The following is a 25,778-nucleotide window of genomic DNA, read 5'->3' as shown; positions in this document are numbered from 1 at the left end:
GCTAGTCCAAATTGTACTTACTTAAATCGATGCGATTCTCGAGCGCTTCGTTATAAAGACGTTCAACGTATGCTTTTTGATCCGCTGGGAGCGATAAACGGGGTGCGCGCGTGCGCTCACTACCACGACCTGCAAGTTGCTCAGCGTATTTGATGCACTGCACCAAAGTTGGAATCGTATCCAAGCGTAATAAAGGCAAAAACCAACGCCATAACTCTCGCGCTTCCTCATAACGGCCTTGTTGAGCCAGTTTGTAGATGGCGACTGACTCACGCGGGAACACATTTGTTAAGCCGGAAATCCAGCCAGTCGCGCCCAGCATCATAGACTCAAGAGCGATATCATCTACCCCGCCGAATACTACAAAGCGATCACCAAAGGCACTGAATAGCTCAGTGATACGACGGGTATCTTCAGTTGCTTCTTTTACTGAGACAATATTTGGCTCTTCAGCAAGTACGCGCATGCCATCGATAGACACATCAACACCGTAGGTAACTGGGTTGTTGTAGATCATGATTGGCAATGATGTAGCACGGGCGATTTGCTGGTAGTGGTCAATCGCTTCACGCTCACTACTGCGATAAACCATACCCGGCAACACCATTAAGCCGTCAATCCCTAGTTTTTGTGCATCTTGCGCGAATTCAATAGCAAACTGTGTTGTGGTCTCAGCAACACCACTTAATACAGGTACTCGACCCGCCACCACCTCTTTTGCCATGGCAAGTACTTGGCGTTTCTCTTCATTTCGTAGTGAACAGTTCTCACCGACAGTACCGAGCACAATAATGCCGTGCACACCTTCTTTAATAAGGGTGTCAATCATCGCTGCGGTGGTTTCAAAATTAATGCTGTCATCGTCATTAAACTGGGTCGTGACCGCTGGGTATACACCCTGCCAATTTACCTTCATGGTTAATCCTCATGTTGTCGTTATGCTTGCCATCATAGATATATTGTATACAATATTCAACATTGAAAATTAATTTACATCGTAATCATGCAATAAAGGGTCACCAAAAGGACTCGGTTAACGCATCAAGACATTGAAATTAATAAATAAAAATATTTTGCGAAATTAGGGTGAAGAAATGAAAAATGCACGCATGCAAAATCATTCTAACGACAAACACAGTAAACAATTGCCCATTGCCGTCGTTGGCGCCGGCGTTGTCGGCCTCACATGCGCGTTGCAGTTGCAACGCCAAGGATTCGACGTCCATTTATACGATGCTCAAAAGCCGGGCAGTCAATGCTCCTATGGTAATGCAGGTCACTTTGCCACGGAGCAAGTGTTTCCTCTTGCGTGCAAAAGCTTATTGCCCAAGCTCCCGAAAATGTTGCTAACACCCTCAAGTGCGCTGCGTATTCGCCCCAATTACCTACTCAAGTTGCTGCCTTGGCTTTGGCAGTTTTGCAAGAACATGCGTGAAACACCTTTTACGGCCCACACTGAAGTATTAACTTCACTTAATGAGCAAGCCTTAGACGCGTGGAAGCAACTGCTTGGGAATAATTTTGCAGCACATATTCAATGTAAGGGGTCGTTGCTCACATTCGAGCACACCAAATTGAAAGTGATTCAAAAACTGTGTGCCAAATATCGCGCACATGGCGTTGATGTTGAATTGCTAACAAAAGAACAAGCGCAACAGCTTGAGCCCGAGCTTAATAACAATATCACTTACGCACTTTACTTCACTCAGGTTGGTCATACCGCTTCCCCTAAGAAATTAAGCGATCACCTTTTTGCACAATTCATACAACAAGGCGGGCGGTTCATTGCGCAACATGTAATGCAATTACGCCATCAGGACGATTGCTGCCAGTTAGTCACCGCAGAACACCTATGTGATTATCGCAAAGTGGTTGTGTGTGCGGGTGCATCCGCTAAAGTGCTATGCCAACAACTAGGCTACACACTGCCACTTGAAGCTGAGCGTGGGTATCATTATCAATTGACCACACACTATACTGTTAATCGCCCTATTGCCTGCGCAGAACGTCAGTTTATAGTGACGCCTATGGAGGATGGTTTACGCTTGGCAGGAACCGTCGAGTTTGCAGGGTTAGAAGCGCCTGCCGACTATCGCCGGGCGAAAAATTTACTGAACCATGGTAAAGCGCTCATCCCCAGAATCAGTGAGCAATATCAACGAGGTGCTTGTTGGCAAGGCGCTCGCCCATCACTGCCCGACTCATTGCCAGTGATTGGCCAAGCACCGAACCACCAGCATATTTATTTCGCGCTCGGGCACCAACATTTGGGGCTCACCCAAGCGGCGATAACAAGTGAGCTGATTGCAGCAAGTATTAAACAACAACCGACTGCGGTAAATCTCGATGCATTGAGTATCTCGCGGTTTCAATAATTAAGGAGCTAGGCGCAATGAAAGGCATTGGCTATCAAACACAAGAACAAGCATTGGCGCAATTAAACGACATGACGGCTGATATTAAGCCTATTGAAGAGGGTGAATATCGTGCGCGCATCGCCAAAGCGCAGGCCTACATGCAAGCGAATAACATAGACGCTGTATACCTCAACGCTGGCACCAACATGACCTATTTTACCGGCCTAAAATGGTATGCGAGCGAGCGTCTTGTAGGTGCATTGCTTCCCGCACGAGGTGATATCGCATTCGTAGCTCCCTTTTTTGAAATTGGTTCACTGCGTGACTACCAAGTGATTGATGCCCCAATCCACGCATGGCAAGAAGAAGAAAATCCGTATGAGTTAGTGCGTGATGTGATGATGCAATTAGGTTATGGCGACAACGCCACCCTCGCCATTGATGAAAGCGCGCAATTCTTTATTGCTGATGGCATCAAAAAGGTTGCGCCAAATTACACCTTGATTAACGGTGGTGACGTCACTAAGCATTGTCGCATGCAAAAATCCAGCAATGAACTGGCATTGATTCAACGTGCGATGGATATGACCTTAGAAGTGCATAAAGCCGCCGCGTCGATTCTTCATGAAGGGATCACCACCCGCGAAGTTGAAGCCTTTATCAATGCTGCGCACAAAAAAGTAGGCGCGGTGGGCGGCAACTACTTTTGCATCGTGCTGTTTGGCCAAGCCACCAGTTTTCCACATGGAGTAAAAGACGCGCAAACGCTCAAAAAAGGTGACATGGTGCTAATTGACACTGGCTGCCAATTAAAAGGCTACCTCAGTGACATCACTCGTACTTATGTGTTCGGTGAAGCCACACCGCGTCAGCGTATGTTCTGGGAGTTTGAGAAGAATGCCCAACTCAAAGCGTTTGCTGCTGCACAAATAGGCAACACCTGTGGCGATGTTGATTACGCTGCTCGTAGCTACCTTGCTGAGCAGGACTTGGGCCCAGATTATCAACTTCCAGGTTGCCCGCATCGTACTGGCCATGGCATTGGTATGGATATTCACGAATGGCCTTACCTTGTGAAAAATAACCCACAAGCACTGGCACCCGGAATGTGTTTTTCAAACGAGCCTATGCTGGTGATCCCCGGTGAATTTGGCGTGCGTTTGGAAGATCACTTCTATACCTCAGAGGTAGGCCCGGTGTGGTTTACTGAGCCGGCACACAGTATCGACAATCCATTCGGTTTATAAAATAAGTGTGACCGTTGTGCAGCACCTTCGATGGTGCTGTATTCCCGTACCCAACAACAAAATTGCCCTGAATAAAGGAATACTATGCGCCAACGATTACTTGTGCTTTTGCTCATTTTCCTACCTCTGCAAAGCGATGGTAGCGAATCCCAGCGTTTCATCGATTTAATCGACCGCGAAGGCAAGGTACTTGCCATGCAAGACCAAGATAAATATGGCCACTCTCGCCATAATCCTTTTTTCGACATGGGTGCGTGGCATGGTCACTTACTCAATGACAATCAGCTAGCGGGGCTAGGTGGATTAGCGCTGCTGACGGAGGAATACCTCAACTATTTTGCCAATGAGTTTGAGCGGTTGGTAGTAACCCAGAAGGGCCAGCCAATCAAACTCGACGTTCATCAGTACGCCGCCCCCGATGCATTGGTGCAAGAACTCACCTCAACCAACATTCATATTCGCCATACACTGCGATTTGTCGATGCCCGCACATCCTTGTTGCGAACAGAAATAATCAAAGGACACAACGTCACCCTGCATTATCGCGGTAAGTTGTTGAATCTGTTCCACGCCAAAGAGCAACAACTTAGTGAACAAACCATCGCATCGCGCTTCGACTCGCTTAACTTGCACTGGCAGCAACAAGGACAACAAATCACCCTTAACCTAGGACGCACTCGAGATAGCTACAACTTAATGACATCAGGCAGTGCGCAATTTTCCATCGCTCGCAGTACTGCACAATCGCTCACAGTTAACCGTGATTCTTATCAAAGCGACATAGCCTTATCCCAAGGTGACGTCTTATACAGCCGCTACCGTTATATCCTCGATGAAAATGAAGCCACTTTATGGCCGAGCGTGCCAAACTGGACGGCTCTTATTGCCAAATTTGCCCAAAGCCAGACGCGCTGGCGTAACATAATTAGTCAGGCCACAGCTGGAATCACATCGCAAAAAGGCAAGCAAATTGCTGTTAAATCAGTGCAAACTTTACTCGGTAATTGGCGCTCCCCTGCAGGAGCCGTTAAATTTGATACGGTGTCGCCTTCTGTAACCGCTCGGTGGTTTTCAGGGAACCAAACTTGGCCATGGGACAGCTGGAAGCACATAGCCGCACTGTCTTACTTTGCCCCAGAGTTAGCGAAAGAGCACATGCAAGCTGTGTTTGCAGAGCAGATTCAAACCGATGACTCTGTGCGCCCTCAAGATGCAGGCATGTTGCCTGACCTTATTGCTTACAATCGCAGTCCACAGCGCGGGGGCGACGGCAGTAATTGGAATGAACGCAATACCAAACCCTCATTAGCGACCTGGGCATTAAATATCCTGTACCACCAAACTAACGATAAGGCGTTTGTAAAAGAGATGCTCCCTAAGTTAATAGCTTATCGTATGTGGTGGTACAACAACCGTGACAGTAATCACAATGGCTTGCTGGAATATGGTGCTACTCGAGATGAGGCTCACAACAATGAGCAAGGTGATCTGCTTTTTTATCACAATAAACAAGCAAAATATGGGCTTGATGCATTAACTCGTGCACGTGCTCTGGGCGGTGATATAGATATTCCCGCGCTGACTGCCGCGTCTTGGGAAAGTGGGCGCGATCATGCCGCAACATTTGGATTTATCGGAGACAAACAGCTTGAAGACTACCTCGCTGGCGGTGGAAAACGAGAAGATTGGCAGGTTCAACTGGCTCCCCGATTCTCCGCAGATGGCAAACATGCGGGGTTTGTAACTGACCAAGAATCCGTAGATCAATCCAGTTATTTCGCTAACGAAGCACGTTTGCTCAGTGAGCTGGCCGGCGTTATTGGTGATACCCAATTGCGTGAGCGCATGGCCAAAGAATATGTGACACTCAAAACGGCCCTTCAAACCTGCATGTTCAGTCATACAGATAATTTCTTCTTTGACGTGCGTCTATCACGTGACAATGGCAAGTGCATCCCCATCACACAACGCGGTATGGGCCCTGAGGGCTGGTCTCCTTTATTCAACGGCATAGCCACCACGGAGCAAGCAGCCAAAGTTCGCAAAATCATGCTTGATGAACAACATTTCAATACGCTTGTGCCCCTTGGCAGTGCTGCAAAGTCGAATCCAGCATTTGGCGCCGATATTTACTGGCGGGGCCGAGTATGGCTTGACCAAGTGTATTTTGGGTTAAAAGGACTCAGTGATTACGGCTACAGTAAGGATGCGCGTATGCTGGGGGCCAAACTACTCAATAACGGTGATGGCATTTTAGATAACGCCCCCATTCGCGAGAACTACAACCCGCTTACCGGAGAGCAACAAGGAGCACCGAACTTTTCATGGAGCGCAGCGCACCTGTATTTGATGGCAAGAGAGAATTGGTTCACTGACTAACTTAGGTTGATAACAATTCACTCAAATAACGCTTTATTGTTCAAACGTAATAGTAAATTAAGACGTTACACGATGACTATGAGGCGCAGCAGAGTATGATTAATGCTGCTTCGCCTCATCGACATTGACCCGCACCGGCTTTCCTTCTTCGTGAACGCGAAACACGACAATAGTGACAGGCTCGTCACCTGTGATAGCAGTATGGATTTGCTTCAATGGAATTTTTACTGCATCACCGGCTTTCATAAGAGTATCGGGTTTCCCCTGCTGCCATAGCGTGACACTGCCAGATACAATATACGCATATTCTTCCCCATGGTGCCAATGCTTGGGAAGGCTCGTATTTGCTGGAATATCGACCTGACTCATCATCACCTCTGTGCCATCAGCAACGCTGGATACCTCTTTCATAAAATGGGTCACAGAGGGCGTTGTAGCATGGGCGTTAAACATTATCGCTGTGCTGACAGCCAACATGGCTAATGGTTTATTTTTATTCATTATTTTCGCCCTTACTTACGATTCTTTGGCGTCTATCTTGGTTAATCAACTATAGCTGCTACACGGCTAATTTGCGTCACCGCATTTGATGGTTTTTTCGCCTAGGTGATAGGTGTTGTTCACCAAAACATAAGCGCCGGACACAATCGCCGTGGTAGGCACCAAAATAGGCGATAACAAAATGCCACTGACGGAGTAATAAGTATTTGTTTCTTCTGCAACATCAACGATTTGTAACGTTTTTTTGTCGGAAGATAGTTTACACGTCTGAACTTGTTCAGTGTCCTTTACTGGCACAACCACACACCCGCCTAAAGTCACAGCGCACATGAGCGAAATAATATTTTTATTCATTCTAATCCTTTGAAATTAGGTTTCTTTATCTATCAACAACGCCACTTTTTCTATTCCATGTGCTGGTGTCCACCGTTTACATTGCACAAACCCGTGTTTTTCATACAAGCGTATGGCAGGTAAATTAGCGACAGCTGTTTCAACACTCGCCGTGTGCCAAGCATAGCTCTGGAGTACGTGTAGAATAAGTTTACTGCCAATGCCTTTTTTAAAGTGTTCAGGGTCAACGGTTAAACTGTGAATTTCAACGTCACCGGCACATAGTGTTATCTCGATCACGCCTGCCAACTGCTTATCAATAAAGTAACCGATGAAACATGAGGATGACCTTTGAATATCTGTAAGCGTTCGCGCCAAAGGTGGAAATTGGTCAACGCCAATTATCCGTGCTTCTACTTTGTACGATGCTTGAAATACCTCGAAAATGTGTTGTGCGATGTGCTGTTCGGCATTGTTTATAATTGTTATCACCGCGGGCTTTTCCTATAAAATTTAAGCCGTTAGTTCAGACTAACAAGATTTATAAATGCCAGCTAGGGATCATTTGTTAGCGTTTGTTAGAGAAGCACTCTAAAACAAACACAATGTGCGTGCTATCTGACTCAACATAGAGGGTGGATTGTATCGCCGCTGCAAGCGCTTGCGAAATAGACAACCCCAAACCAAAGTTTTCATCCGATGTGCGTGCCGCGTCCTTTTGCCACAGTGGTTCAAAAACGTGGGATAACTCATCCTCGCTCAATGGGTGAAGCAGTTGATTTTTAACATACAGCTTGGGTTGGCCGTGGGGTGTTGTCGAGGTGCCAATTTCAATCGCTGAATTGTCAGGGCTATGTTGCAGCGCATTTCTCAGCAAGTTTACGATGATGGACTCTAATGCTGACAGATTACTCACTAATATGGGTAGCTCAGGTGCCAAGCGAAGCCTAATCCGGCTTTGCTCATACCCTTCGCAAAGTCGTTCAACCACCTGATTTAAATCGAGCACATCTTCACACGCTAACTGGTGATTAGCATAACGATTCAAAGCCAGTAGGTTTTCAACAATACTCTTCAACCTTTGTGAAATTCTAAGCACTTCAGGTGTAAAATCCTCTTCCAGTTCTTTATTGCCTGGGAAACGGATCACCACTTGCGACAAGTTAATAAGCTCCGCAATGGGGGTTTTTAGTTCGTGTGCGATGTCTGAGGTAAGGCGCTTTTCACGCAAAAACAGTTGCCTGTTCTCATCAATAAAGCTGTTCAAACTCTCCACCATGGGCACCAGTTCACTAATGGGTTCGTCAAGGGTGACTTTGGCGCCTTTTTGCGCGATGCTCAGTTGGCTGATGTCGTTATTTAATTTGTTCAGCGGGCGCAATGAGGTATCCACTGATTTACTCACAAATAAACGAATGAAGATCACCACAGCGATGGTTGTGGTCACAAACACAAAATCAATGAGCCACAGAATAAAGTTTAACTCTTCTGCTGACGCAGCGTACGCCAGCGTCATTGGCGACTGCACGGTCGTTTGATTTTCAAAAAAAGTGGCGCGGTCTTCAGTGTCGACTTGCGGAATGAAATGGGTGTAGATGACTTTACCATCACGTCCGTCGGGGAGCGTCACAGAGGCTATCTTAACTTCCCCTAACTTAAGCTGTTCGAAGGGAAAGATACTTTTTGTTTAAACAAGTTTAGGCTATCAGAGCGTTCAAATGTCTCACCCTCGTACCATAACTGAAAATATTCAGGTTCGGTTCTGCCTTCAAATTCCGGCATGAACTCCCCAGAGAACTCAAATTCCACGCCGTCTTCATCTTCATCGATGAGCGTCATCAACATCCCTGATTTCGCTTTTAACGCACGTGTAAACTCAGCTTCAAACCAGCTGTCTACGGCGATATCGGTGGCCAATAAAATGCCAAACACCAAGCCCGAAATTGTTAAGGACAGGGTTCTTACAAGGGACTGTCGTATTGATTTCATTTAAGTTTCTTGTACAAAATAACCAAAACCACGCTTCGTTTTTATTGGTAATTCCCCACCAGCTGCTCGCACTTTTTTGCGCGCAGATGATAAATGCGCTTCAATCGAATTCTTTGAGATTAAATCATACTGCCCCGCTAAGTAAGTACTTATTTTTTCGGCAGTGAGCACCTTGTTTTGATTGGTAAACAAACATTCCACCACCTTGTACTCTTTAGGGGTGAGGTCGATCACCATGTTGTTTACTCGTAACAACTTAAGTTGCAAATCGAGCGACAAGTTATTGATAACAACTGTATCACGACTCGCTTTAAGTGACCCCCGGCGCAACAAGCTAATGATTCGCGCATGCAATTCATCGAAGGAGAAAGGCTTAGTCAGGTAATCGTCCGCCCCGGTCAACAAGCCTTGCACCTTGTCTTCTGGCTCATGTTTAGCGGACAAAATTAACACTCGAACATCACTGTTTTTTTGTCGCAGCGTTTTAAGTAATGTGATGCCATCCAAACTCGGTAGCATGATGTCTAAGATCACGACTTCATAATCACCCATCAAAGACATACTCAGTCCTTGGGCACCATCATCAGCTTCATCCACAGTGAATCCCAAACTGGTGAGACCGACTCGAATACTTCGTCGCAATGACGCTGAGTCTTCAATCAAGAGTATTTTCACACTTAGGCTCCAAGCTTTATAGCAATGTAGCAAGCAGATTACGTTACAAAACTTAAGGTTTTCTGAAGAAGCACTGAAGTTTTACCGTAGTAGCAAAGATTAAGATTTTCATAAGGATTTCTTAAGGTTTAGCTCCTAGCATCGCTGCAAACATTAATCATAGTCAATCGTGAATTGTCCTGTCTCTGGCTGTTTATAAACAGCCGTTAATTCGTGATTCCGATGAATTCGTTTGTGCTGTAAACGCAAGGTGATGCCATGCAACTTAATTTAATTTCGCGTTTTAAAAACGTCAATGTCTCAATGTCGTATGGCCACTTTATGTTGGTTGTCGCACTGTTGTTGGTGACTCTGTTCAATGGTCAATTCTTGTATAAAACCTACAGTGCAACGACAGCTACCGGCGAGCCGATAAATTATGTGTTTTTACTGAGCGTGCCCTTCTTACTCACCGCGTTAAGTATCATAGTGATCAGTTGGCTTTCCTTGGTCACTTTTGCCAAACAGCTGGCCATTGCCAGTGTGTTGGTCTCCTCAGTGTTGTTTTATGCCAGCCTCAATTATGGGGTTATCTTCGATAAAAGCATGATGCAAAACATCATAGAGACTAACACGGGTGAAGCATTCTCTTACTTAAACCTTGATTTGCTCTTGTATGTCGTGATGTTAGGTATACTCCCCTCACTGCTTCTTTATAAAATCAAGATCACCGGCTCGTTCACGCAAAGATTAAAAAGCTTCGTTTGGGTGAACTGTGTTGCCGTATTGGTGTGTATCGTCACAGCCGTCCCTTTTTACAAAGATTATGCCGCCGTCGGTCGCAATAACCGCGACTTAACGAGCTACATCACCCCATTTGCGTTTTATACCGCAGGGTATAAATACCTAAGAGACAACTATTTTTATCCACCGCTACCCTTTACTGTGCTCGATAGCAGTCCATTCCAAGCACACCCACAAAAGAGTGTATTAACGGTGGTGGTGGTTGGTGAAACGGCCCGGGCGCAGAACTTTTCTCTGCATGGCTATGAACACCCAACCAACCGATACACTTCTAAAATGGGTGTGAAGTATTTTAATAATGTCTCTTCATGCGGCACTGCCACCGCAATTTCGGTGCCGTGCATGTTCTCGCGACTCGGCCATGACAATTATGATGCGCGTACAGCTTCCGCCCAAGAGAACGTACTCGATATTGTTCAGCGCAGTGGCGTTTCAGTGACTTGGATAGACAACAATAGTAGCTGCAAAGGCGTGTGCGCACGTGTACACAATGAAACCGTTGACCCTTCCATAAAAAGTGACTTATGTGATGGCGATTATTGCTTCGACCAAGTGTTGGTTGAGCGCCTTAAACAAGCGTTAGCCCAGCCAGGTGCTCAACAGCGATTGGTAGTGTTACACATGATTGGCTCGCACGGCCCAACGTATTACCGTCGTTATCCTACCGATAAGGGCTTTTTCCAACCAGATTGCCCAAAGAGTGACATTCAAAATTGCTCGCATCAAGAACTGGTCAATACCTATGACAACACCATCGCCTATACGGACTTTATTCTCAGTCAGTTGATAGACGTCACTGCGAGCACCGATTTCGAACAAAAAAATGTCCTGTATGTTTCGGACCATGGTGAGTCTCTGGGTGAGAAAGGTTTGTATCTTCATGGCTTCCCGTATTCACTGGCGCCACAGGAGCAAACTCGCATCCCACTCATTTATTGGAGCAATGAACTCGCTGATGCAGATTTTGCTAAGTGCGTGAGTGAGCGAAGCTCTGAGGCTCTTTCCCATGACAATATCTTTGACACTATCTTGGGGCTTTCATCTGTTAAGTCTTCTCTTTACCAAGCGAACCTGGACATGTTCCATGGTTGTAAACGTGTAACAATCTAAATAAAAGGTTATTTCATGCAATTCGATACTTCGAGCAAACCTGTTGGTTTTAAACGCATCACCCTTGCTTTTGGCAACACACTTCGAGCACTCAATTGGCTTACAAAAAATGAATCTGCTTTCAAGCAAGAACTGGTGTTACTCGTGAGTACACTGGTGTTAATGGCCCTACTTAATATCACAATTTATGAAAAAATCGCCCTGCTTGTCTCAGTGCTCATTGTACTGTTGGCTGAAATCATTAACACCGCCATTGAAGCAACGATAGATAGGGTCAGTCTCGATATACACCCGTTGTCTGGCCTAGCAAAAGATTTAGGATCCGCGGGGGTATTCGTCGCAATGGTGATTTGTTTTGCCGTGTGGGTGGGCGTTGCTCTGACTAATCATTGGTTAAAGTTTTGGTAAAATTTCTGGCGTTGTTCAGCAAATGAGGGGCACACAGCCCCCTGAAACTTGACTAATAATAGGCATTAATTGCCTCTGGAAAGCCATATCTTTAGTGGCATTAGCCATTGTTCACTGGGCTGGTAAAAAGCACCATGCTCTTTGCCTGTGGTGATAGCAACCTCTTGATAAGAAGCAATATTATCGGGATTACGTGCCACGACCTCATCGCACGAACCGACACTGTCCGAGGTTTCATAAATAGACAGAACATGGCCATACAGCTGAATATGTGGCTGCTTCGCTAAACCACTGGTGCAGGCAGCAAGAATAACAACCTTGATGTCTTTATTGGCGAGGTAGCTTGAGGTAATAGCGGTGATGTAGCCGCCGCGAGAAAAACCAATTAGAGTGATGTTCTTTGCAAGAACGCCTCGAGAGATAAGCTGCCTGACTTGTGATTCGAGTTTTTTAGCATGGGCAAATGAGTCTGTGTTCTTAGCTCTGTGCTCAGCAATAATAGTGAAATTTCTTTTAGGGGCACCAAGCTCAGCAATTGCACTGACCACTGCGGGGAAGTCATACACGCCCCAGCGTGGATGCTCAGGTCTTGAATCATCCCCCTCAACAATATAACCGTGGGAATAAAAGATATAACTAGCAGTTGGGTCAACAACCTCAGGCAGCTCAGAATAAGTATTTCCTGCATGCACAAATGCACTGAAAAACAACATCAGTGTAATAGATAGTCGATTCATTAGTTTTCCAATAAGCCCGCTAAAGGTGATCATATTACTTTATTGATCACCTTTAGCGATACATTTATAGAAGCGCTAGAGTGGTTAACTCGTTAAGTAAGTTGGTATTATTCAAAGCACAGACTCACACTCGCACGGTTTCGGGCTAATGCGTGTGGTACTGGTAGATTGCTCTATTGGTGGCGATATAGCCTACCAAAAACAACGCACACAGTGTTTCCAGCCAAATGAATAGATGCATGGTTTGGGTCATTACGTTGTCACTGTCGACGCCATAGTGTAGCACTGACAGCATATTCATCACGCCATAGGAAACTATCAGTCTAACGCCGATTCGCACGCGCTGGGTTAACACACAATACGCGCCAGCGGCACCAATAAATGTCATCAAAAACCAAAAGTAGTCAACCAGCTGGGCGTTTAACCAATCAGGTTCTGGGTAGTGTTGGAAATACATAACGTTGTGCACATAGTGCAGCACACTCGCAAGCACATTCGCCGCCAACAACACAAACAGTATTGTGTGCTGCTTTAATTGATTGTTCACCGACTTAGCCATTACACAACTCGTCCAGTTTAGTAAGAATATCTATCCAAATCTGTTTATTGGACTTTCTAAAGTAGCCAAAGTGACCAATTTTCCCGCTCGGTGATAAAGATGAGTTGTAGTACTTAAATTTAATTGGCTGTTTCGGGGAGACCTGTTGCCAAAAGTTATCAACATTTCTTGGTGTGCTAATTTCATCATCATCAGCGGTAAACACATATGTCGGTACGCTAAAGTTTTGATAAGTGCCGTCGGGTACAGACTTGCCATAAAACTTTTTGGCAAAAAACAAATTCTTTTCTTTACACCACGCCGACCATTCTTTGGCAAAGCCCGTTGGCAAATCTTCCATAAAGTTAAACTTCTTAGCTGGAACATAGTTAAAAATAGCGGCTGTAATAGGTGCGTAAATGCGAAAAAAGAAGTTCGCTTTGAGCCGATAAGCCAACGGCATATGAGCGAAGTACCCTGCAGACACTGCCACGGCGATAAGTGCATCCACTTTAGTATGGTTGTGTGCTAATCCAAATTGCTGTCCGCCCGCACTGTGGCCTATGCAATACAGAGGCAATTGTGGGAACAAGCGCTTAGTTTTATCAATCACCGCGGGAATATCGTATCGGCCAATATCGGAATAGCTGTAATTACACTCGCTTAACGGTGATGTCTTCGACTCGGCAAAACCACGGTAATTCCACAGCACGACGTGATAACCATGCTCTGCCAGAAATTGAGCGAAAGGGGTGTAAAATGAGGTGCGTGTTGCTGTGCCTGGGTTGATAAGTATCACGGCCTTTGCAGCTTCAGATGGATAGACTATGCCATTCAACGTGACGTTATCCTCTGTTTTTACTGTGAAATTCGTTGTCATTTTATTTCCAGTTGCGGTGTTAGTTCGCACATCATAAACTATGGAGTAAACTCCACAGTCAAGCAAATAATATGAAAACCAAACACGTCGTCGAACTTACAGGATTGAGTAAAGACACCATTCGCTTTTACGAAAAAGAGCACCTTATCCCATTACCCTCTCGTGATACCAATGGCTATCGAGTTTACGATGAAGGCACAGTAGAGCAATTAAAGATGATTACGCTTGCCAAGAATTTGGGCTTTACACTCAAGGAAATTAAAGAGTTGAGTCAGCTGCTCTATACGAACAACCTTACGCCAAAGGCTATGGCCGAGAAACTCACCCTAAAAGGACAAGAAATTGAGGCGAAAATATCCGAGCTTAGCCAGATTAAATCACTCATCGATAAAGCCCTCGCAGGAATGTGCGAATACAAAGGCAAACTCGACCAATAAAATAGTGACGCATAACCGCTCACACACTGCGGGCGGCTACGAAAAACACCTATTTTTGCGCTTGGGTATGGTGAAACCAGAACAAACCGATGGCTGTGACCAAGGCTATCGCAGCGAACACGCCCCACATTAACGCTGGATGATGCATTTCTAGAGTCAGATGTGCGTAACTCCACCCCGACAAAAATCCTGCAAACAAAAACCCCAATGCCATAGATACAAAGTAATAACCCATATACAAAGCGGCTTGGCTTTTGTCTGCGATACTCGCCACATACTCTTGGCTTTTTGGTGAGGTCAGCATCTCTGCTAGTGCGATCAACAAAATAACTGTCACAACCAGTATGCCACTGGTGTACATACCGGCATTCATCAACACCACAAACGCTACCACCATCACAACTAACCCTGCACTAAGCACATAAAAGGTTTTGAATCGCTGACACAAGGCACTTAACGCTATTTGCGCTAACACAATGGCCGCAAAGTCGAGATTGATCAGGTATTCGGGATTAATTTGTCGAAAAGTTGTGAGTCGCTGTGCGAACGTGTTTACTTGCTCAATTGTGAGCTCAGCCTGAAAACCGCTTATTGCAGAAAGCTCATTGACCAGCACAGTCATCTCGCTCGTCGGTACGTTTATCTTGTCATGGACCCACTGTAAACGTAGAGACTCAATATTAATATGTGCTCCTTGGTGGAGTTGACTAAACAGTGACTGCACATTGCCTTTAATTTGACTCATATCAACATGAGCAAAGAAATCGACGGCCCCCTCTCCAAATAACCCAATAAGACTTAACAAATCTCGTGTATCCACATAGTCTCGAATGTACAAAGGTAAGGTGTAAAACAACTGATTGTATACCGTCCAAAAGCCAGTGAGTATCAGTAAGTACAATGCAAAACGAGGATTACTCACTTTGATTTTTTGCTGCCACCAAGGTAATTGTTTGTGCTCGCCACCGGCCACCTTGTTCCATGCGTAATTTGCCACTGCCCACGCAGCCATCAACACAAACGCACGTTCATAACTTAACCATTGCACACCAGCAGACATTAACAACGCAATCGCTACCGCCAACAGTAATGCAAGACGCGCATTACCTAGCACCTGTTGTGCCTGAGTAACGACTTCTTTTAATGAGCTTTTTTGTGTATTTAACGAGGGAGGATCGCGATAGTAGAACAGCGCAGGAATAAAGTTAATGAGGATCCACCCAGCCGACATCATAAACACCGCATCCCAGCTAATTGCGCGCATGGCGCCTGCAACCATAGGCCCGATAAATCCCCCCACATTAACCATGGTATAAAAGATACCGAAGCCAAGCCCACGGTTATGGTCGTTGGTACAATGGCTTATCGTGCCGACGACCACTGGTTTGAAACAGGCTGCACCCAATGCGACTAAAGACAAAGCGCCAAAAAAGGCCCAAAAACTATCAGCCTGACCCAGCAAAAAATAGCCTGGAGCCATAATCGAAAATGAGAAGATGAACATCCGCCGGTACCCAAGCTTATCTCCCATAGCCCCTGTGAGTACTGGCAACAAATACAAAAAGAATGGAATGATACCTTGTACAGCACCCCGTTCAATCTCAGAAAACTCGATGCCTCCTTGGCTCTTTGGTGTGGTCATGTATATCGAGGACACCGCAAAAAAGCCATACCAAGCTAAGCGTTCAAACACCTCCATTAAATTGGCAATATAGAAACGCGAATCAAAATTGCCAACAGAGGCTTTGTGGGGGGCAGCAGAAGACGTTGACGAGAACATAGTTTTCACTTTTTATTATTGTATACAATATACATAACATACATTATCATTCAAACGCAATGTTAGAGCTGGGCGAAATATCAAAAAACTAATCTATACTTTTAACGACAATATCCATTGTGAAAACAAGCGACTAGCGTATGACGGATGTAGCAGGCACAAACAATCTAAAAAACTTTTTTAGCTTTAAATACTTCGAGCAGTTTGTGGTCGCATCCATCCTACTGTTTGTATGTGCCATGCTTTTGGTTGTGCTGGCTTTTATGAGTAAAAACGCACAACAAGAGGGATTACAAAGACATTTTAATTTGGTGCACCTCTCTCAGGAGCTTAGGTTGAGTTCTGATCAACTCACCGTGATGGCGAGGGCCTATGCCGCCACGGGCAATGACAAATTCAAAGATTTCTTTGAGCAGATCATTGCTATTCGCTCGGGCTTGAGTCCGCGACCAAAGCACCTCAACCGTGTGTATTGGGATATGATGATGGTCGAAAATGGCCACGCCCCCTCAGAAAACACTGAGCCTCAATCACTATTAAGTTTACTCGAAGAAAATGGCGCCTCGAGCGCTGAATTAGCTGCACTTACTCGAGCATACAATCACAGTGAATCTTTAGTAAAACTTGAAAAGCAAGCATTTGCCTTGGTTGAAAAAGGTGAAAAAAGCCGCGCACTCGCCATCTTATACAGCGAGCAATACCTTCAGAGTAAAGTGGCGATCATGACACCAATTAATACCTTTTTGGCTACTCGCGAGGACGAATTACAAACATTCATTGATGAGTCGTCACGGCAGTTAACGGCGTTGTACAGTGGTGCCTTAATTTGTTTTTTATTACTACTTACAACCCTTTTGGTCCTTTACAACGCCCGTTCGAGTATCCGTAAGAACATCATCACTTACTTGAATAATGAAGTCAGAGATCAAACTAAACAGCTCACAGTTAAAAACAGTGCACTCAATGAAGCGATAGCCGATTTAAAGCACGCTCAGGCACGACTCGTGAGCGCAGAAAAATCGGCAACCTTGATGCGTTTAATTCCTGGATTAGCGCATGAAATCAATACGCCTGTCGGTATCGCAGTGACAGCTTCCAGCAGTCAACGGGTTGAACTAGAAGAAGTAAAAAATAGAGTGAATGAGAACAAGCTCGCAAAAGCCTCACTATTAGAGTCAATCGAATCAATCGAAAACTGTGCAACTCTGGTAGAGAGCAGCGCGAACAGAATAAGCACAATTATCAATAAGCTCAAAGTAATAACCCAAGATGGGTTTGCTGAAAAAGCCCAATCGCTGGTGCTGGTTGATGAAGTCTGGGCCTGTATCGAAGAGGTCAAAAACCCAGATTCAAAGGTAACAGTGCGCGTAGATATTGATGCACAAATTCGTGTTGATGCGCCCCAATTTCTTTTACACCAACCTATCAGTGCCTTACTGGAGAATTGCTTCAACCATGCGTTTGAAAATTCATCCCCCGAGCATGAGATTCTTATTGAGGCAAGTGTGCTCAATGAACAGTTAAGTATTCGTATCTGTGATAATGGCTCAGGTATTCCTGATAGCATTAAAGACAAGTTATTTGATGCCTTTGTTGTAGGCAACCGCAACGCAAAAGGGATGGGACTGGGACTAAGTCTCGCACTTGCGATCATTAATCAGTATTTCTGTGGCACGTTGGAATATCAGCCACATAGTGAGGGTGGCGCCTGCTTTTTGATTTCCATGCCGATAGACGGCTTTTTACAATCAACAAGCCGTGAGCACATCGCATTAAAAACCCACGCATAACGCGTGGGTTTTTAGGTCAGTTAAAGCGTATTATTCTGACGCTTCTTCACTCAATAAGTATTTATCTAACCATTGCTCTTGCTCCCACAATACGTGTAGCAAGCTCTTACGTGCCTTATAGCCATGTGCTTCATAAGGCAACATCACCAAACGCGCATCCTTGCCTAGCCCTTTCATTGCGGCGAACATGCGCTCACTTTGCATTGGAAAAGTGCCGCTATTTGGGTCTTCTTTACCATGAATCATCAACATGGGTTCGTTGATTTTTTCTGCATGGAAAAATGGCGACATATTGGCGTACACAGCCTGACCTTCCCAGAAGTTACGCTCCTCACCTTGGAAACCAAACGGCGTTAGCGTGCGGTTATAAGCACCACTTCGGGCTATACCAGTTTTGAATAAGTCACTGTGCGCAAGCAAATTCGCCACCATAAAGGCACCATAAGAGTGACCGGCAATAGCAATCTTATCTTTATCAGCCACGCCTTTTTCTACCAATACATCCACTGCCGCTTTGGCACTGGCAACCAATTGTTTGCGGAAAGTATCGTTCGGTTCTTGCCCTTCTACACCCACGATCGGCATTTTCGGATCATCGAACACTGCAATGCCTTTTGCCAAGTAAGGCATCGGTCCCCAATAACCTATGTAGGTAAACTCATACGGTGACTCACGCACCTGAGACGCTACGCTTTTATCCTTGTATTCAAGTGGGTAAGCCCACATAAGTACAGGAATTGGACCTTGCGATGCATCATATCCCGCGGGCAGATACAAGGTGCCTGAGAGATCCACGCCGTCATCGCGCTTATAACGAATCTGCTCTTTTTGAATTCCCTTAAATGCAGGATACGGATGCGGGAACTGAGTCAATTGCACCAAGGTGTCTTCATCTAAGTCACGCACGAAAATGTTCGGCTGCTCAGTCTTTGATTCACGAATCGTGATAAAGCGACGTCCGTCATCATCAAGTAGTGCCACCACTCGCTCGTAATAAGGCGCTTCGCTGCGCCATAGACGCTCAGTGGTGTTTGTTTTGACATCAAAACGGTCTAAAAATGGAATGTTACCTTGCTCTGATGCACCGTTACCGCGTAAGAAAATATAGCGATCCCCGATAACCTGCATCACCCCCACGCCAAGATCGTTGTAGGTATAAATTGGGTTACCTGGGTCTTTATAGGCATCATTGTAACTGCGCTCTGAGAACAGCACTGGATTGGCATCTGCGTTATTTGGTGCAATGATCCAGGTGCGCACATTACGATCACTAAAGCGCCATTCAGACAACATCGCGACATTCTCATTACCCCAAGTGAAACCGGAATAACGACGCTCAGTTTTTGCCAATAAGCTTGGTTTGCGTTTAAAAGGTGAGCTCAGAGTGTAAATAAAGTCATGATGAGCAACGTCTTTTTTCATGTCGCCCCCGTCTTGTGCCTCAGCCCAAACCAAGGTTGCGCCTTTATCACTGCGCCACTCAAAATCGCGAGGGCCGGTGCGAACGCTGTCGAACCCTTGTGGAATATTGTCGGCAAGAGGTTGCTTGACTAACTCTTTTAATTCATAACCACTCATGCCCCATACAGACCAAGTGCTCGCAAAGCGAAAGTAAGGCACTTGATATGAGAAGGGTTCATCAAGGGAAGATACGAGAATATTGTTACTGTCAGGTGAAATGCTGAAATTGCTAAACAACTTAGCTTTACCAATCGCTTTCGCCTGCCCATCCAAGCTCACACGCATCAACTGGCCTTGCCCATAAAATGAAAACAGCGCTTCGTCGTAAGGGCTCGTAAGCAAGTTTTGATACGTGCGCGCAGGGGCTTTTTCACCTGTTGTTTGTTGAATAACAGGCACCACAGTATTGGCGTCATCTGTAGGCTGCACTTTGCCCATATTCACTGCGTGGTTGATAATAATTCCACTGGCGTCAGGCATCCATTCATATGGGGTTGCGGTCACCACAGAGTTAAGTGCGTACTGTGTTAACTGCTTAAGCTCTCGAGTCGTGATGTCGTAAAGCCATAAGGTTGCATCCGTCGGAGTCTCGAATACAAAACTCAAGTATTTACTGTCACTGGACCACTGAGGTGAGCGCAGTGTGCCCTCTCCTAAACTTGTCACATCGATGGTGACATCACCCTCGAGCGCTTTAAAGCTCAACGCTGTGTATTTGTTGCGCACACGCGAGCGCGAAAAGTTGTCAGGGTTGAGTTTAATACCCGCAAGCTTCAGCTCAGGCTTGGCAAGTTCTTGCAAACTTTCTACACGACGACGCTCTAGTAACGCCAACCATTTACCGTCCGGCGACAACATGGAGCGTGGCGCTAACTTGGCGTCCACCACTTGAGCTAATTCTGGCGAAGGTACTTGGTAACCGCTGGAACTCGTCGCATTGGTTGACGCAACGCTCTCCTGAGCATGCGCATTTGCTGCACCTAGCAAGCCAAATGCGCTAATAAGAACGCTGGCAATGAGGTGTTTTTTCATAGAAAACCCTTTTATTTTGATTATTATCCGTTCAGGTACAGTTTACCTTGCTCTACTCGAGAGGCAACTAAATACGCCTAAGCAGTTATTTTTTCAGTTAATTCACCAAGCACATGCGTAATGACTCATACACGCCATAGGCAACGCACACTCGAATTTATGCTCACTTAGCGAAGCTTGCATCCACACCGAATGACGGTTTTTGGCTGACTCGATTGTCGGTGTTCTGCTACTATACAGAGCTTAATCAGAGCATTACGAAACATGACCCACTCATCTATGCCATCAAAAGTCACCATTATCGACGTAGCCAAGCACGCAGGCGTGTCTAAATCGACGGTGTCTTTGGTGCTGTCACAACCAGAGAAAGTAAGCCCTAAAACGAATGATAAAGTGCAACAATCCATGGTTGAGCTCGGGTATATTTACAATCGAGACGCTGCCTCACTGCGCTCCAAACGCTCAGGGCTCGTTGCCATCATTCTGCCTTTTTTAGACAACCCTACCTTCAATGACATTGCCAACACCCTACAAGAAGGCATTCTGAGTATGGGCTTTGTGCCCATGTTGCTGTGTAGCAACGATGATGTGAACATCCAAGCTAGGCTCATCAATCGCTTGAGGGAATCCAATGTCACTGCGGTGTTGTTGTGCCCAGCACACAATACCGATGTAAATTGGCAAAACGCACTGTCGAAATCCGGTATCACGGTCATAAATATTTTACGTGAAGTGTCATTCAGCGAAGCTCCGTGTGTGCTTGCTGATACCAAACGCGGCACATTTTTGGCAACCCAAGCAGTGTTGGATAAAAACGTGAGCGCGTTAGTGTTACTCGGCGGCAGCCCCACAATGAGTGGTTTCAGCCGTATTCTCGAGGGGTTTCAACAAGCTGCTCAATTACATGAGCATAACGCGAATATCCACCTGCTTGAATGTGCCAACACTCGCAGCGCAAGCCAAGAGACCATAAGGCAAAGTGCACTGCTCGATAACCCAATTAGCACAATAGGCATCGTGTGTATAAGCGATACCGTCGCCTACGGAGCGCTCGATGTGCTGGCTGACTATGGGCTCGTTGCAGGTGTGCATGCACATGTTGTAGGCTTAGGTGATTTTCCAGACTCGCAAATATTGCCTTACCCTTTGAGCTCAGTAGCAATTCGCAGTCAAGAAATAGCCGAACACACTCTCAACAGTTTAACCGCCCTGCTAAACCACCAAAGTGTCGCCCGTCGCACACTTATCGATGTAACTTTAATTAAACGAGCGTCTTGTTCATGACTCAAGTATTAGTAATTGGCTATGTGTGGCCAGAGCCCAATTCGTCTGCTGCGGGCACCCATATGATGTCGCTACTCAAGCTATTTCGTGCCCAAGACTGGCACGTTGAATTTGCCTCTCCTGCTCAGCGCACTGAGCACATGGAAGACTTGAGCCAACATGGCATTAGCAGTGCTGAGATTGCCTTAAACTGCAGTAGTTTTGATGATTATATCCAAACACTACAGCCCGATATTGTGATGTTCGATCGCTTTATGATGGAAGAGCAGTTTGGTTGGCGCGTTGATAAGTGTGCGCCTAACGCTTTGAAAATTCTCGATACTGAAGACCTGCAATGCTTGCGCGGCGCGCGACAAGACGCACATAAAGCACAAAGGCCTTTTGAGCAGGCAGATTTGCATAGCGATTTGGCGAAGCGTGAGATTGCAGCCATCTTGCGCAGTGATGTGAGTTTGATCATCTCAAGTTATGAAATGCAGCTGCTTAAAGAGGTATTCAAGGTTGATGAACAACTCATTCATCACCTACCCTTTTTAGTCGACCTTGAAGCATTACCGCAACAAGTATTGTCGTTTGATGAACGCCAACACTTTATGACCATAGGTAATTTTAGGCATGCCCCGAATTGGGATGCGGTGTTATATCTACAGCAAATTTGGCCGCTCATTCGTAAAAAACTCCCTAAAGCAGAGCTGCATATTTACGGTTCGTACCCACCACCAAAAGCAACGGCATTACACAATCCTAAAACAGGGTTTCTCATTAAAGGTTGGGCACAGGACGCATTTGCAGTCATGGGTAAAGCCAGAGTCTGCTTATCACCTTTACGCTTTGGCGCAGGCATTAAGGGTAAATTACTCGAAGCCATGATCACCCAAACTCCGTCTGTGACCACCACCATTGGCGCAGAAGGAATGCATCAGTCCCTGTCTTGGAATGGTGCCGTTGAAAACGACCCACAGGCCTTTGCAGATGCAGCTGTGAAATTGCACGAAGATGAAGCACACTTTGTTGAGGCTCAACAAAATGGATTGGCTATACTTAGACAAGTATATGATAAACAAGCGTTGTCTGATGGTTTATTAAAACGAATTGCAGCAATCCGTGAAAATTTAGAACAGCATAGGCAACGCAATTTCACAGGGCAAATGTTGAAACATCATACGATGCGCAGCACCCAATATATGGCACAGTGGATTGAAGCAAAAAATTCACCAAAATCTTGATAGAAATCAGTAGACAGGTAACGTTAGATCACTAAAATGCGCACGCTCTAAGTGGCTTGGCGCCGCTCACCCTAACACCGAGGAACCATTGCGTGGAAGACGCTCTATTTAAAGAAAAACGAAAATTTATCGTCAAGCTTGGCAAAATGCTGCACAAATACGGCACGCCAGCTTATCGATTAGAAGCACACCTTTTGGAGGTTGCCACACACTTAGAGCTGAAATCATCGTTTGTTATGTCGCCCACTTCTGTGACCTTCGTGATTTGGACTGAAGGCCATGAAAATGAATACACCCATGTCGCACGTGTGGACCCAGGCGACCATGATCTAGGTTCATTGGCAAACACCGACGAAGTGGTCAATGAACTGCTCAGCGGCGATTTAACTATTAGCGAGGCAGATCAACGCCTTGATGAAATAGCTGTCATGCCAGCGCCATACAACCGAGTTATCACGGCCGGTGCGTTTGCGATGACGGGTGGTGCGTTCGCAATGTTGATGGGCACCAGCTGGAACGACGTGTTTTGGTCTTCACTTTTGACCTTGGTGGTCTACTTGTTTGTGCTATGGTCAAGCTATTCGCGACGCGTGGCCCATATGCTCGAACCAGTTGTTGCTGTGGTATCCGCCATTCTTGCGTGTGCAATCAGTGTGTATCTAGACCCTCACATCAATATTCGCTTAGTGGTACTGTCCAGCATCATTGTGTTTATACCTGGTTTAGCGCTCGCTTTAGGGCTTGCAGAACTGGCAGCGAGGCATTTAGTTTCCGGCACAGCAAGAGTCATGGACTCTTTTATGTTGTTGTTTAAACTGTATTTTGGTGCTTTTATTGGTATTGGGATAGGTTTTGCTTTGTTCGGACAAGCAGAGTACATATCACCGAACCCTCTACCAAAGTGGACGCCTTGGTTGGGCGTGTTATTCCTGTGTATGTCTTTGGTTGTGATTTTCCGTACTAAAACCAAACATGCACTGTGGTCTTTAGCTTCAGGCTTTATTGCGTATGGCGTGAGTATCGCTGGTGCTACCTATCTGGATTACACCCTGGGTACCTTTGTTGGCGCGATGGCTGTGGGGGTGTTCAGTAACCTGTTTAACCGTATCGCGAATGCGCCTGCATCTATCGTGGCAATGCAAGGTTTGATTGTACTTGTACCGGGTTCGAAAACCTACATTGGGCTTAACTCGCTAATTGAAGGCCAAGATTTTGTTTACGCCGACCATATCGGTCAGCAAACATTCTTGATTTTCATGTCACTTGTGGCGGGGCTTATTTTCGCAAACGTCCTGTTGCCACCAAAGAAAAGCTTGTAAAAAAGAGGGTGAACTTCCAAACGGAAAAGCCTCATGGGTAAAAGAAGGCTAAAGTTCACCCTAAAACGCTGCAGGAACAACAATGGAATGTATTACTTACTCTTTGAACTTAATACTCGCTAGGAGTTAACCTTTCGCGAGTAGCTCCTTATTTACGTTATCAATGCCCACCTCTGAAATTCGGGTGATAATCTCTTTTTGTTTCGCATCCAATAGAGAGATACCTTCCGCAACTAAGTCATATACACGCCACTCTCCCGATTTGTCTTGGCGTAACTTGAAGACGATATCTATGGTAGGTTTACCTGGTTCAACGATTTCTGTTTTCACTGATGCATAACCATTTGTAGACTCAGCATTGGGCGCAATGAATCGCACTTCTTGGCCGTTGTAGCTCATCAAAGCAGTTGCATATGTGGTTGTTAAATATGACTCCACCGCATCAATAAAACTGAGCGCTTGCTCTTTGTTTATCTCGCGAATGTGTTTACCCAGTAATTTGAAAGACACGAATTTAATGTCGATATGGGGAATAAGCTGTTGCTTCACAACTTCACGTAACTGCGCTTTTTTTTGTGCTTCAGTTGCATCAATTTTGGCGATATCGATAAATAGCTGCTCACCCACTTCTTTAAGTAAGGTGTATGGCTGGTCTTGCTCTTGGGCAAAAGCTTGGCCTGCAAATAGGGCAAATACCAAGGTCACCACAGAAAATAATTTTTGAGCTCTCACGGACGCACTCCAGACAATGAATATGGGCGGCATCTTAGAGGATTATTTCTCGCAATATAAGCAACAAAATCGCACATTATTGATTCCAAAAATGCACAATTGAAAAAACACCATACTTTCAATCAGTTAGGTTATTGATGCCATGATTGCACAGCTCCTGTGCACATTCACGCGTTGAATGACTATACGCCAATGTAGATAGTACGCGCCCATTTCGCAGTATCAGGGTAGAAGTATGAAACCTTTTTTAGTGGCATTAGTTGTTGTTTTAATGAGTGTTAGTCAAGGAGTCAGTGCAAAGAGTGCAAAGCTATCTCGCCATGGTTACACTGTGCATTACATTCAAGGAGAAGGTGATGTGCAAGGCATCAAACTGGGATACCAACATTATTTAAGTCAGTATCTACCCGAGCAGTTCGCCCAATTTGAGTTGTTGTTCGAAAGCAGTGTTAACTTTTGGCGCTACGGCGACAGCAACGATTATGACCGAAATTTTGTGCTCGCACTCACGCCTGTATTTCAATATCCCATGACCACATTCAAAGGAAAACCCCTGCTGTTTGAATTTGGTATTGGTCTGTCATTACTCGACGATACCAAATTTGCAGGTAAAAATATCAGCACTCACTACCAATTTGAAGACCGTATTGGTGTGGTATATAAGCTGGATAAGGCAGAGCTTGGGTTACGATACCTGCATTACTCTAACGCAGGCTTTAAGAGCCCTAATCCAGGCTTAGATTTCATCTCCTTTTCCTATTCGAAACGTTTTTAGGCCTG

24 protein-coding genes are annotated in these 25,778 nt (G+C 45.5%); 11 read left to right on the top strand and 13 right to left on the bottom strand.

Going from position 1 to position 25,778, the window contains the following annotated elements; translation table 11 throughout:
• Position 1: 1 nt before the first annotated feature.
• Positions 2 to 916, bottom strand: a complete 915-nt coding sequence (locus tag ACH19P_RS16575) for a dihydrodipicolinate synthase family protein (protein ID WP_462159709.1) — start codon at positions 914 to 916, stop codon at positions 2 to 4.
• 178 nt (positions 917 to 1,094) lie between these two features.
• Here ACH19P_RS16575 and ACH19P_RS16570 point away from each other — a divergent pair, with 178 nt between their 5' ends.
• From ACH19P_RS16570 to ygjK, 3 genes are all read left to right on the top strand, one after another.
• On the top strand, positions 1,095 to 2,375 hold the full coding sequence (locus tag ACH19P_RS16570; protein WP_462159708.1) for an NAD(P)/FAD-dependent oxidoreductase: 1,281 nt from the start codon (positions 1,095 to 1,097) through the stop codon (positions 2,373 to 2,375).
• A 17-nt stretch (positions 2,376 to 2,392) separates the two neighbouring features.
• Complete coding sequence (locus ACH19P_RS16565) at positions 2,393 to 3,604, top strand: M24 family metallopeptidase (RefSeq protein WP_462159707.1); 1,212 nt, start codon at positions 2,393 to 2,395, stop codon at positions 3,602 to 3,604.
• A gap of 84 nt (positions 3,605 to 3,688) precedes the next feature.
• Positions 3,689 to 5,983, top strand: a complete 2,295-nt coding sequence (gene ygjK, locus ACH19P_RS16560) for an alpha-glucosidase (RefSeq protein WP_462159706.1) — start codon at positions 3,689 to 3,691, stop codon at positions 5,981 to 5,983.
• A gap of 99 nt (positions 5,984 to 6,082) precedes the next feature.
• Here ygjK and ACH19P_RS16555 read toward each other — a convergent pair whose 3' ends face one another.
• The 6 genes from ACH19P_RS16555 to ACH19P_RS16530 form a co-directional block, all read right to left on the bottom strand.
• On the bottom strand, positions 6,083 to 6,484 hold the full coding sequence (locus ACH19P_RS16555) for a cupin domain-containing protein (protein ID WP_462159705.1): 402 nt from the start codon (positions 6,482 to 6,484) through the stop codon (positions 6,083 to 6,085).
• 66 nt (positions 6,485 to 6,550) lie between these two features.
• Positions 6,551 to 6,838, bottom strand: a complete 288-nt coding sequence (locus ACH19P_RS16550; RefSeq protein WP_462159704.1) for a hypothetical protein — start codon at positions 6,836 to 6,838, stop codon at positions 6,551 to 6,553.
• Between the two features lie 15 nt (positions 6,839 to 6,853).
• Positions 6,854 to 7,309 (bottom strand): GNAT family N-acetyltransferase, encoded by a 456-nt coding sequence (locus ACH19P_RS16545; protein WP_462159703.1) that lies wholly within the window; start codon positions 7,307 to 7,309, stop codon positions 6,854 to 6,856.
• 76 nt (positions 7,310 to 7,385) lie between these two features.
• A complete protein-coding gene (locus ACH19P_RS16540) occupies positions 7,386 to 8,447 on the bottom strand; it encodes an ATP-binding protein (protein ID WP_462159702.1) in 1,062 nt (353 codons plus the stop codon).
• Between the two features lie 20 nt (positions 8,448 to 8,467).
• Positions 8,468 to 8,806 (bottom strand): hypothetical protein, encoded by a 339-nt coding sequence (locus ACH19P_RS16535; RefSeq protein ID WP_462159700.1) that lies wholly within the window; start codon positions 8,804 to 8,806, stop codon positions 8,468 to 8,470.
• Positions 8,807 to 9,481, bottom strand: a complete 675-nt coding sequence (locus tag ACH19P_RS16530; protein ID WP_462159699.1) for a response regulator transcription factor — start codon at positions 9,479 to 9,481, stop codon at positions 8,807 to 8,809. It lies immediately after the preceding gene.
• A gap of 258 nt (positions 9,482 to 9,739) precedes the next feature.
• Between ACH19P_RS16530 and ACH19P_RS16525 the strand changes: the two genes are divergently transcribed.
• Both ACH19P_RS16525 and ACH19P_RS16520 read left to right on the top strand, forming a co-directional pair.
• On the top strand, positions 9,740 to 11,374 hold the full coding sequence (locus tag ACH19P_RS16525; protein WP_462159698.1) for a phosphoethanolamine transferase: 1,635 nt from the start codon (positions 9,740 to 9,742) through the stop codon (positions 11,372 to 11,374).
• 15 nt (positions 11,375 to 11,389) lie between these two features.
• Complete coding sequence (locus ACH19P_RS16520; protein WP_462159697.1) at positions 11,390 to 11,782, top strand: diacylglycerol kinase; 393 nt, start codon at positions 11,390 to 11,392, stop codon at positions 11,780 to 11,782.
• 65 nt (positions 11,783 to 11,847) lie between these two features.
• On the opposite strand, the gene ACH19P_RS16515 is transcribed toward ACH19P_RS16520, so the two are convergent.
• From ACH19P_RS16515 to ACH19P_RS16505, 3 genes are all read right to left on the bottom strand, one after another.
• Positions 11,848 to 12,519 carry an alpha/beta hydrolase gene (locus tag ACH19P_RS16515; RefSeq protein ID WP_462159696.1) on the bottom strand — a complete coding sequence of 224 codons (672 nt, stop codon included), beginning with the start codon at positions 12,517 to 12,519 and terminating at the stop codon, positions 11,848 to 11,850.
• A 145-nt stretch (positions 12,520 to 12,664) separates the two neighbouring features.
• A complete protein-coding gene (locus tag ACH19P_RS16510; RefSeq protein WP_462159695.1) occupies positions 12,665 to 13,078 on the bottom strand; it encodes a hypothetical protein in 414 nt (137 codons plus the stop codon).
• Positions 13,071 to 13,937: an alpha/beta hydrolase family protein gene (locus ACH19P_RS16505; protein ID WP_462159694.1), complete on the bottom strand. Its 867-nt coding sequence runs from the start codon at positions 13,935 to 13,937 to the stop codon at positions 13,071 to 13,073. Before ACH19P_RS16505 ends, ACH19P_RS16510 begins: the two co-directional genes overlap by 8 nt.
• A 71-nt stretch (positions 13,938 to 14,008) precedes the next feature.
• Here ACH19P_RS16505 and ACH19P_RS16500 point away from each other — a divergent pair, with 71 nt between their 5' ends.
• The gene (locus tag ACH19P_RS16500; protein WP_462159693.1) at positions 14,009 to 14,374 is read left to right on the top strand and encodes a MerR family transcriptional regulator; all 366 of its coding nucleotides are present in this window, start codon (positions 14,009 to 14,011) and stop codon (positions 14,372 to 14,374) included.
• A 49-nt stretch (positions 14,375 to 14,423) separates the two neighbouring features.
• On the opposite strand, the gene ACH19P_RS16495 is transcribed toward ACH19P_RS16500, so the two are convergent.
• A complete protein-coding gene (locus ACH19P_RS16495; RefSeq protein ID WP_462159692.1) occupies positions 14,424 to 16,154 on the bottom strand; it encodes an MFS transporter in 1,731 nt (576 codons plus the stop codon).
• Between the two features lie 140 nt (positions 16,155 to 16,294).
• Between ACH19P_RS16495 and ACH19P_RS16490 the strand changes: the two genes are divergently transcribed.
• Complete coding sequence (locus tag ACH19P_RS16490; RefSeq protein WP_462159691.1) at positions 16,295 to 17,944, top strand: sensor histidine kinase; 1,650 nt, start codon at positions 16,295 to 16,297, stop codon at positions 17,942 to 17,944.
• Positions 17,945 to 17,974: 30 nt separating this feature from the next.
• Here the strand turns inward: ACH19P_RS16490 and ACH19P_RS16485 are convergent, their stop codons facing one another.
• The gene (locus ACH19P_RS16485; RefSeq protein ID WP_462159690.1) at positions 17,975 to 20,437 is read right to left on the bottom strand and encodes a S9 family peptidase; all 2,463 of its coding nucleotides are present in this window, start codon (positions 20,435 to 20,437) and stop codon (positions 17,975 to 17,977) included.
• Between the two features lie 264 nt (positions 20,438 to 20,701).
• Here ACH19P_RS16485 and ACH19P_RS16480 point away from each other — a divergent pair, with 264 nt between their 5' ends.
• The 3 genes from ACH19P_RS16480 (at position 20,702) to ACH19P_RS16470 (ending at position 24,266) form a co-directional block, all read left to right on the top strand.
• A complete protein-coding gene (locus ACH19P_RS16480; RefSeq protein WP_462159689.1) occupies positions 20,702 to 21,721 on the top strand; it encodes a LacI family DNA-binding transcriptional regulator in 1,020 nt (339 codons plus the stop codon).
• Entirely contained in the window at positions 21,718 to 22,947 is a 1,230-nt protein-coding gene (locus ACH19P_RS16475) for a glycosyltransferase (RefSeq protein WP_462159688.1), read from the top strand. The genes ACH19P_RS16480 and ACH19P_RS16475 overlap by 4 nt, the downstream gene beginning before the upstream one ends.
• A 92-nt stretch (positions 22,948 to 23,039) precedes the next feature.
• On the top strand, positions 23,040 to 24,266 hold the full coding sequence (locus tag ACH19P_RS16470; RefSeq protein WP_462159687.1) for a threonine/serine exporter family protein: 1,227 nt from the start codon (positions 23,040 to 23,042) through the stop codon (positions 24,264 to 24,266).
• Positions 24,267 to 24,392: 126 nt separating this feature from the next.
• Here the strand turns inward: ACH19P_RS16470 and ACH19P_RS16465 are convergent, their stop codons facing one another.
• Positions 24,393 to 25,031 (bottom strand): MlaC/ttg2D family ABC transporter substrate-binding protein, encoded by a 639-nt coding sequence (locus tag ACH19P_RS16465; protein ID WP_462159686.1) that lies wholly within the window; start codon positions 25,029 to 25,031, stop codon positions 24,393 to 24,395.
• A gap of 202 nt (positions 25,032 to 25,233) precedes the next feature.
• Here ACH19P_RS16465 and ACH19P_RS16460 point away from each other — a divergent pair, with 202 nt between their 5' ends.
• Positions 25,234 to 25,773, top strand: coding sequence for an acyloxyacyl hydrolase (locus ACH19P_RS16460; RefSeq protein ID WP_462159685.1), 540 nt, complete (start codon positions 25,234 to 25,236; stop codon positions 25,771 to 25,773).
• Positions 25,774 to 25,778 lie beyond the last annotated feature (5 nt).

This window comes from Pseudoalteromonas sp. GB56 (assembly GCF_054923835.1).
The sequence above is the reverse complement of the archived record's forward strand: the minus strand, read 5'-3'. Positions and strand labels throughout refer to the sequence as shown.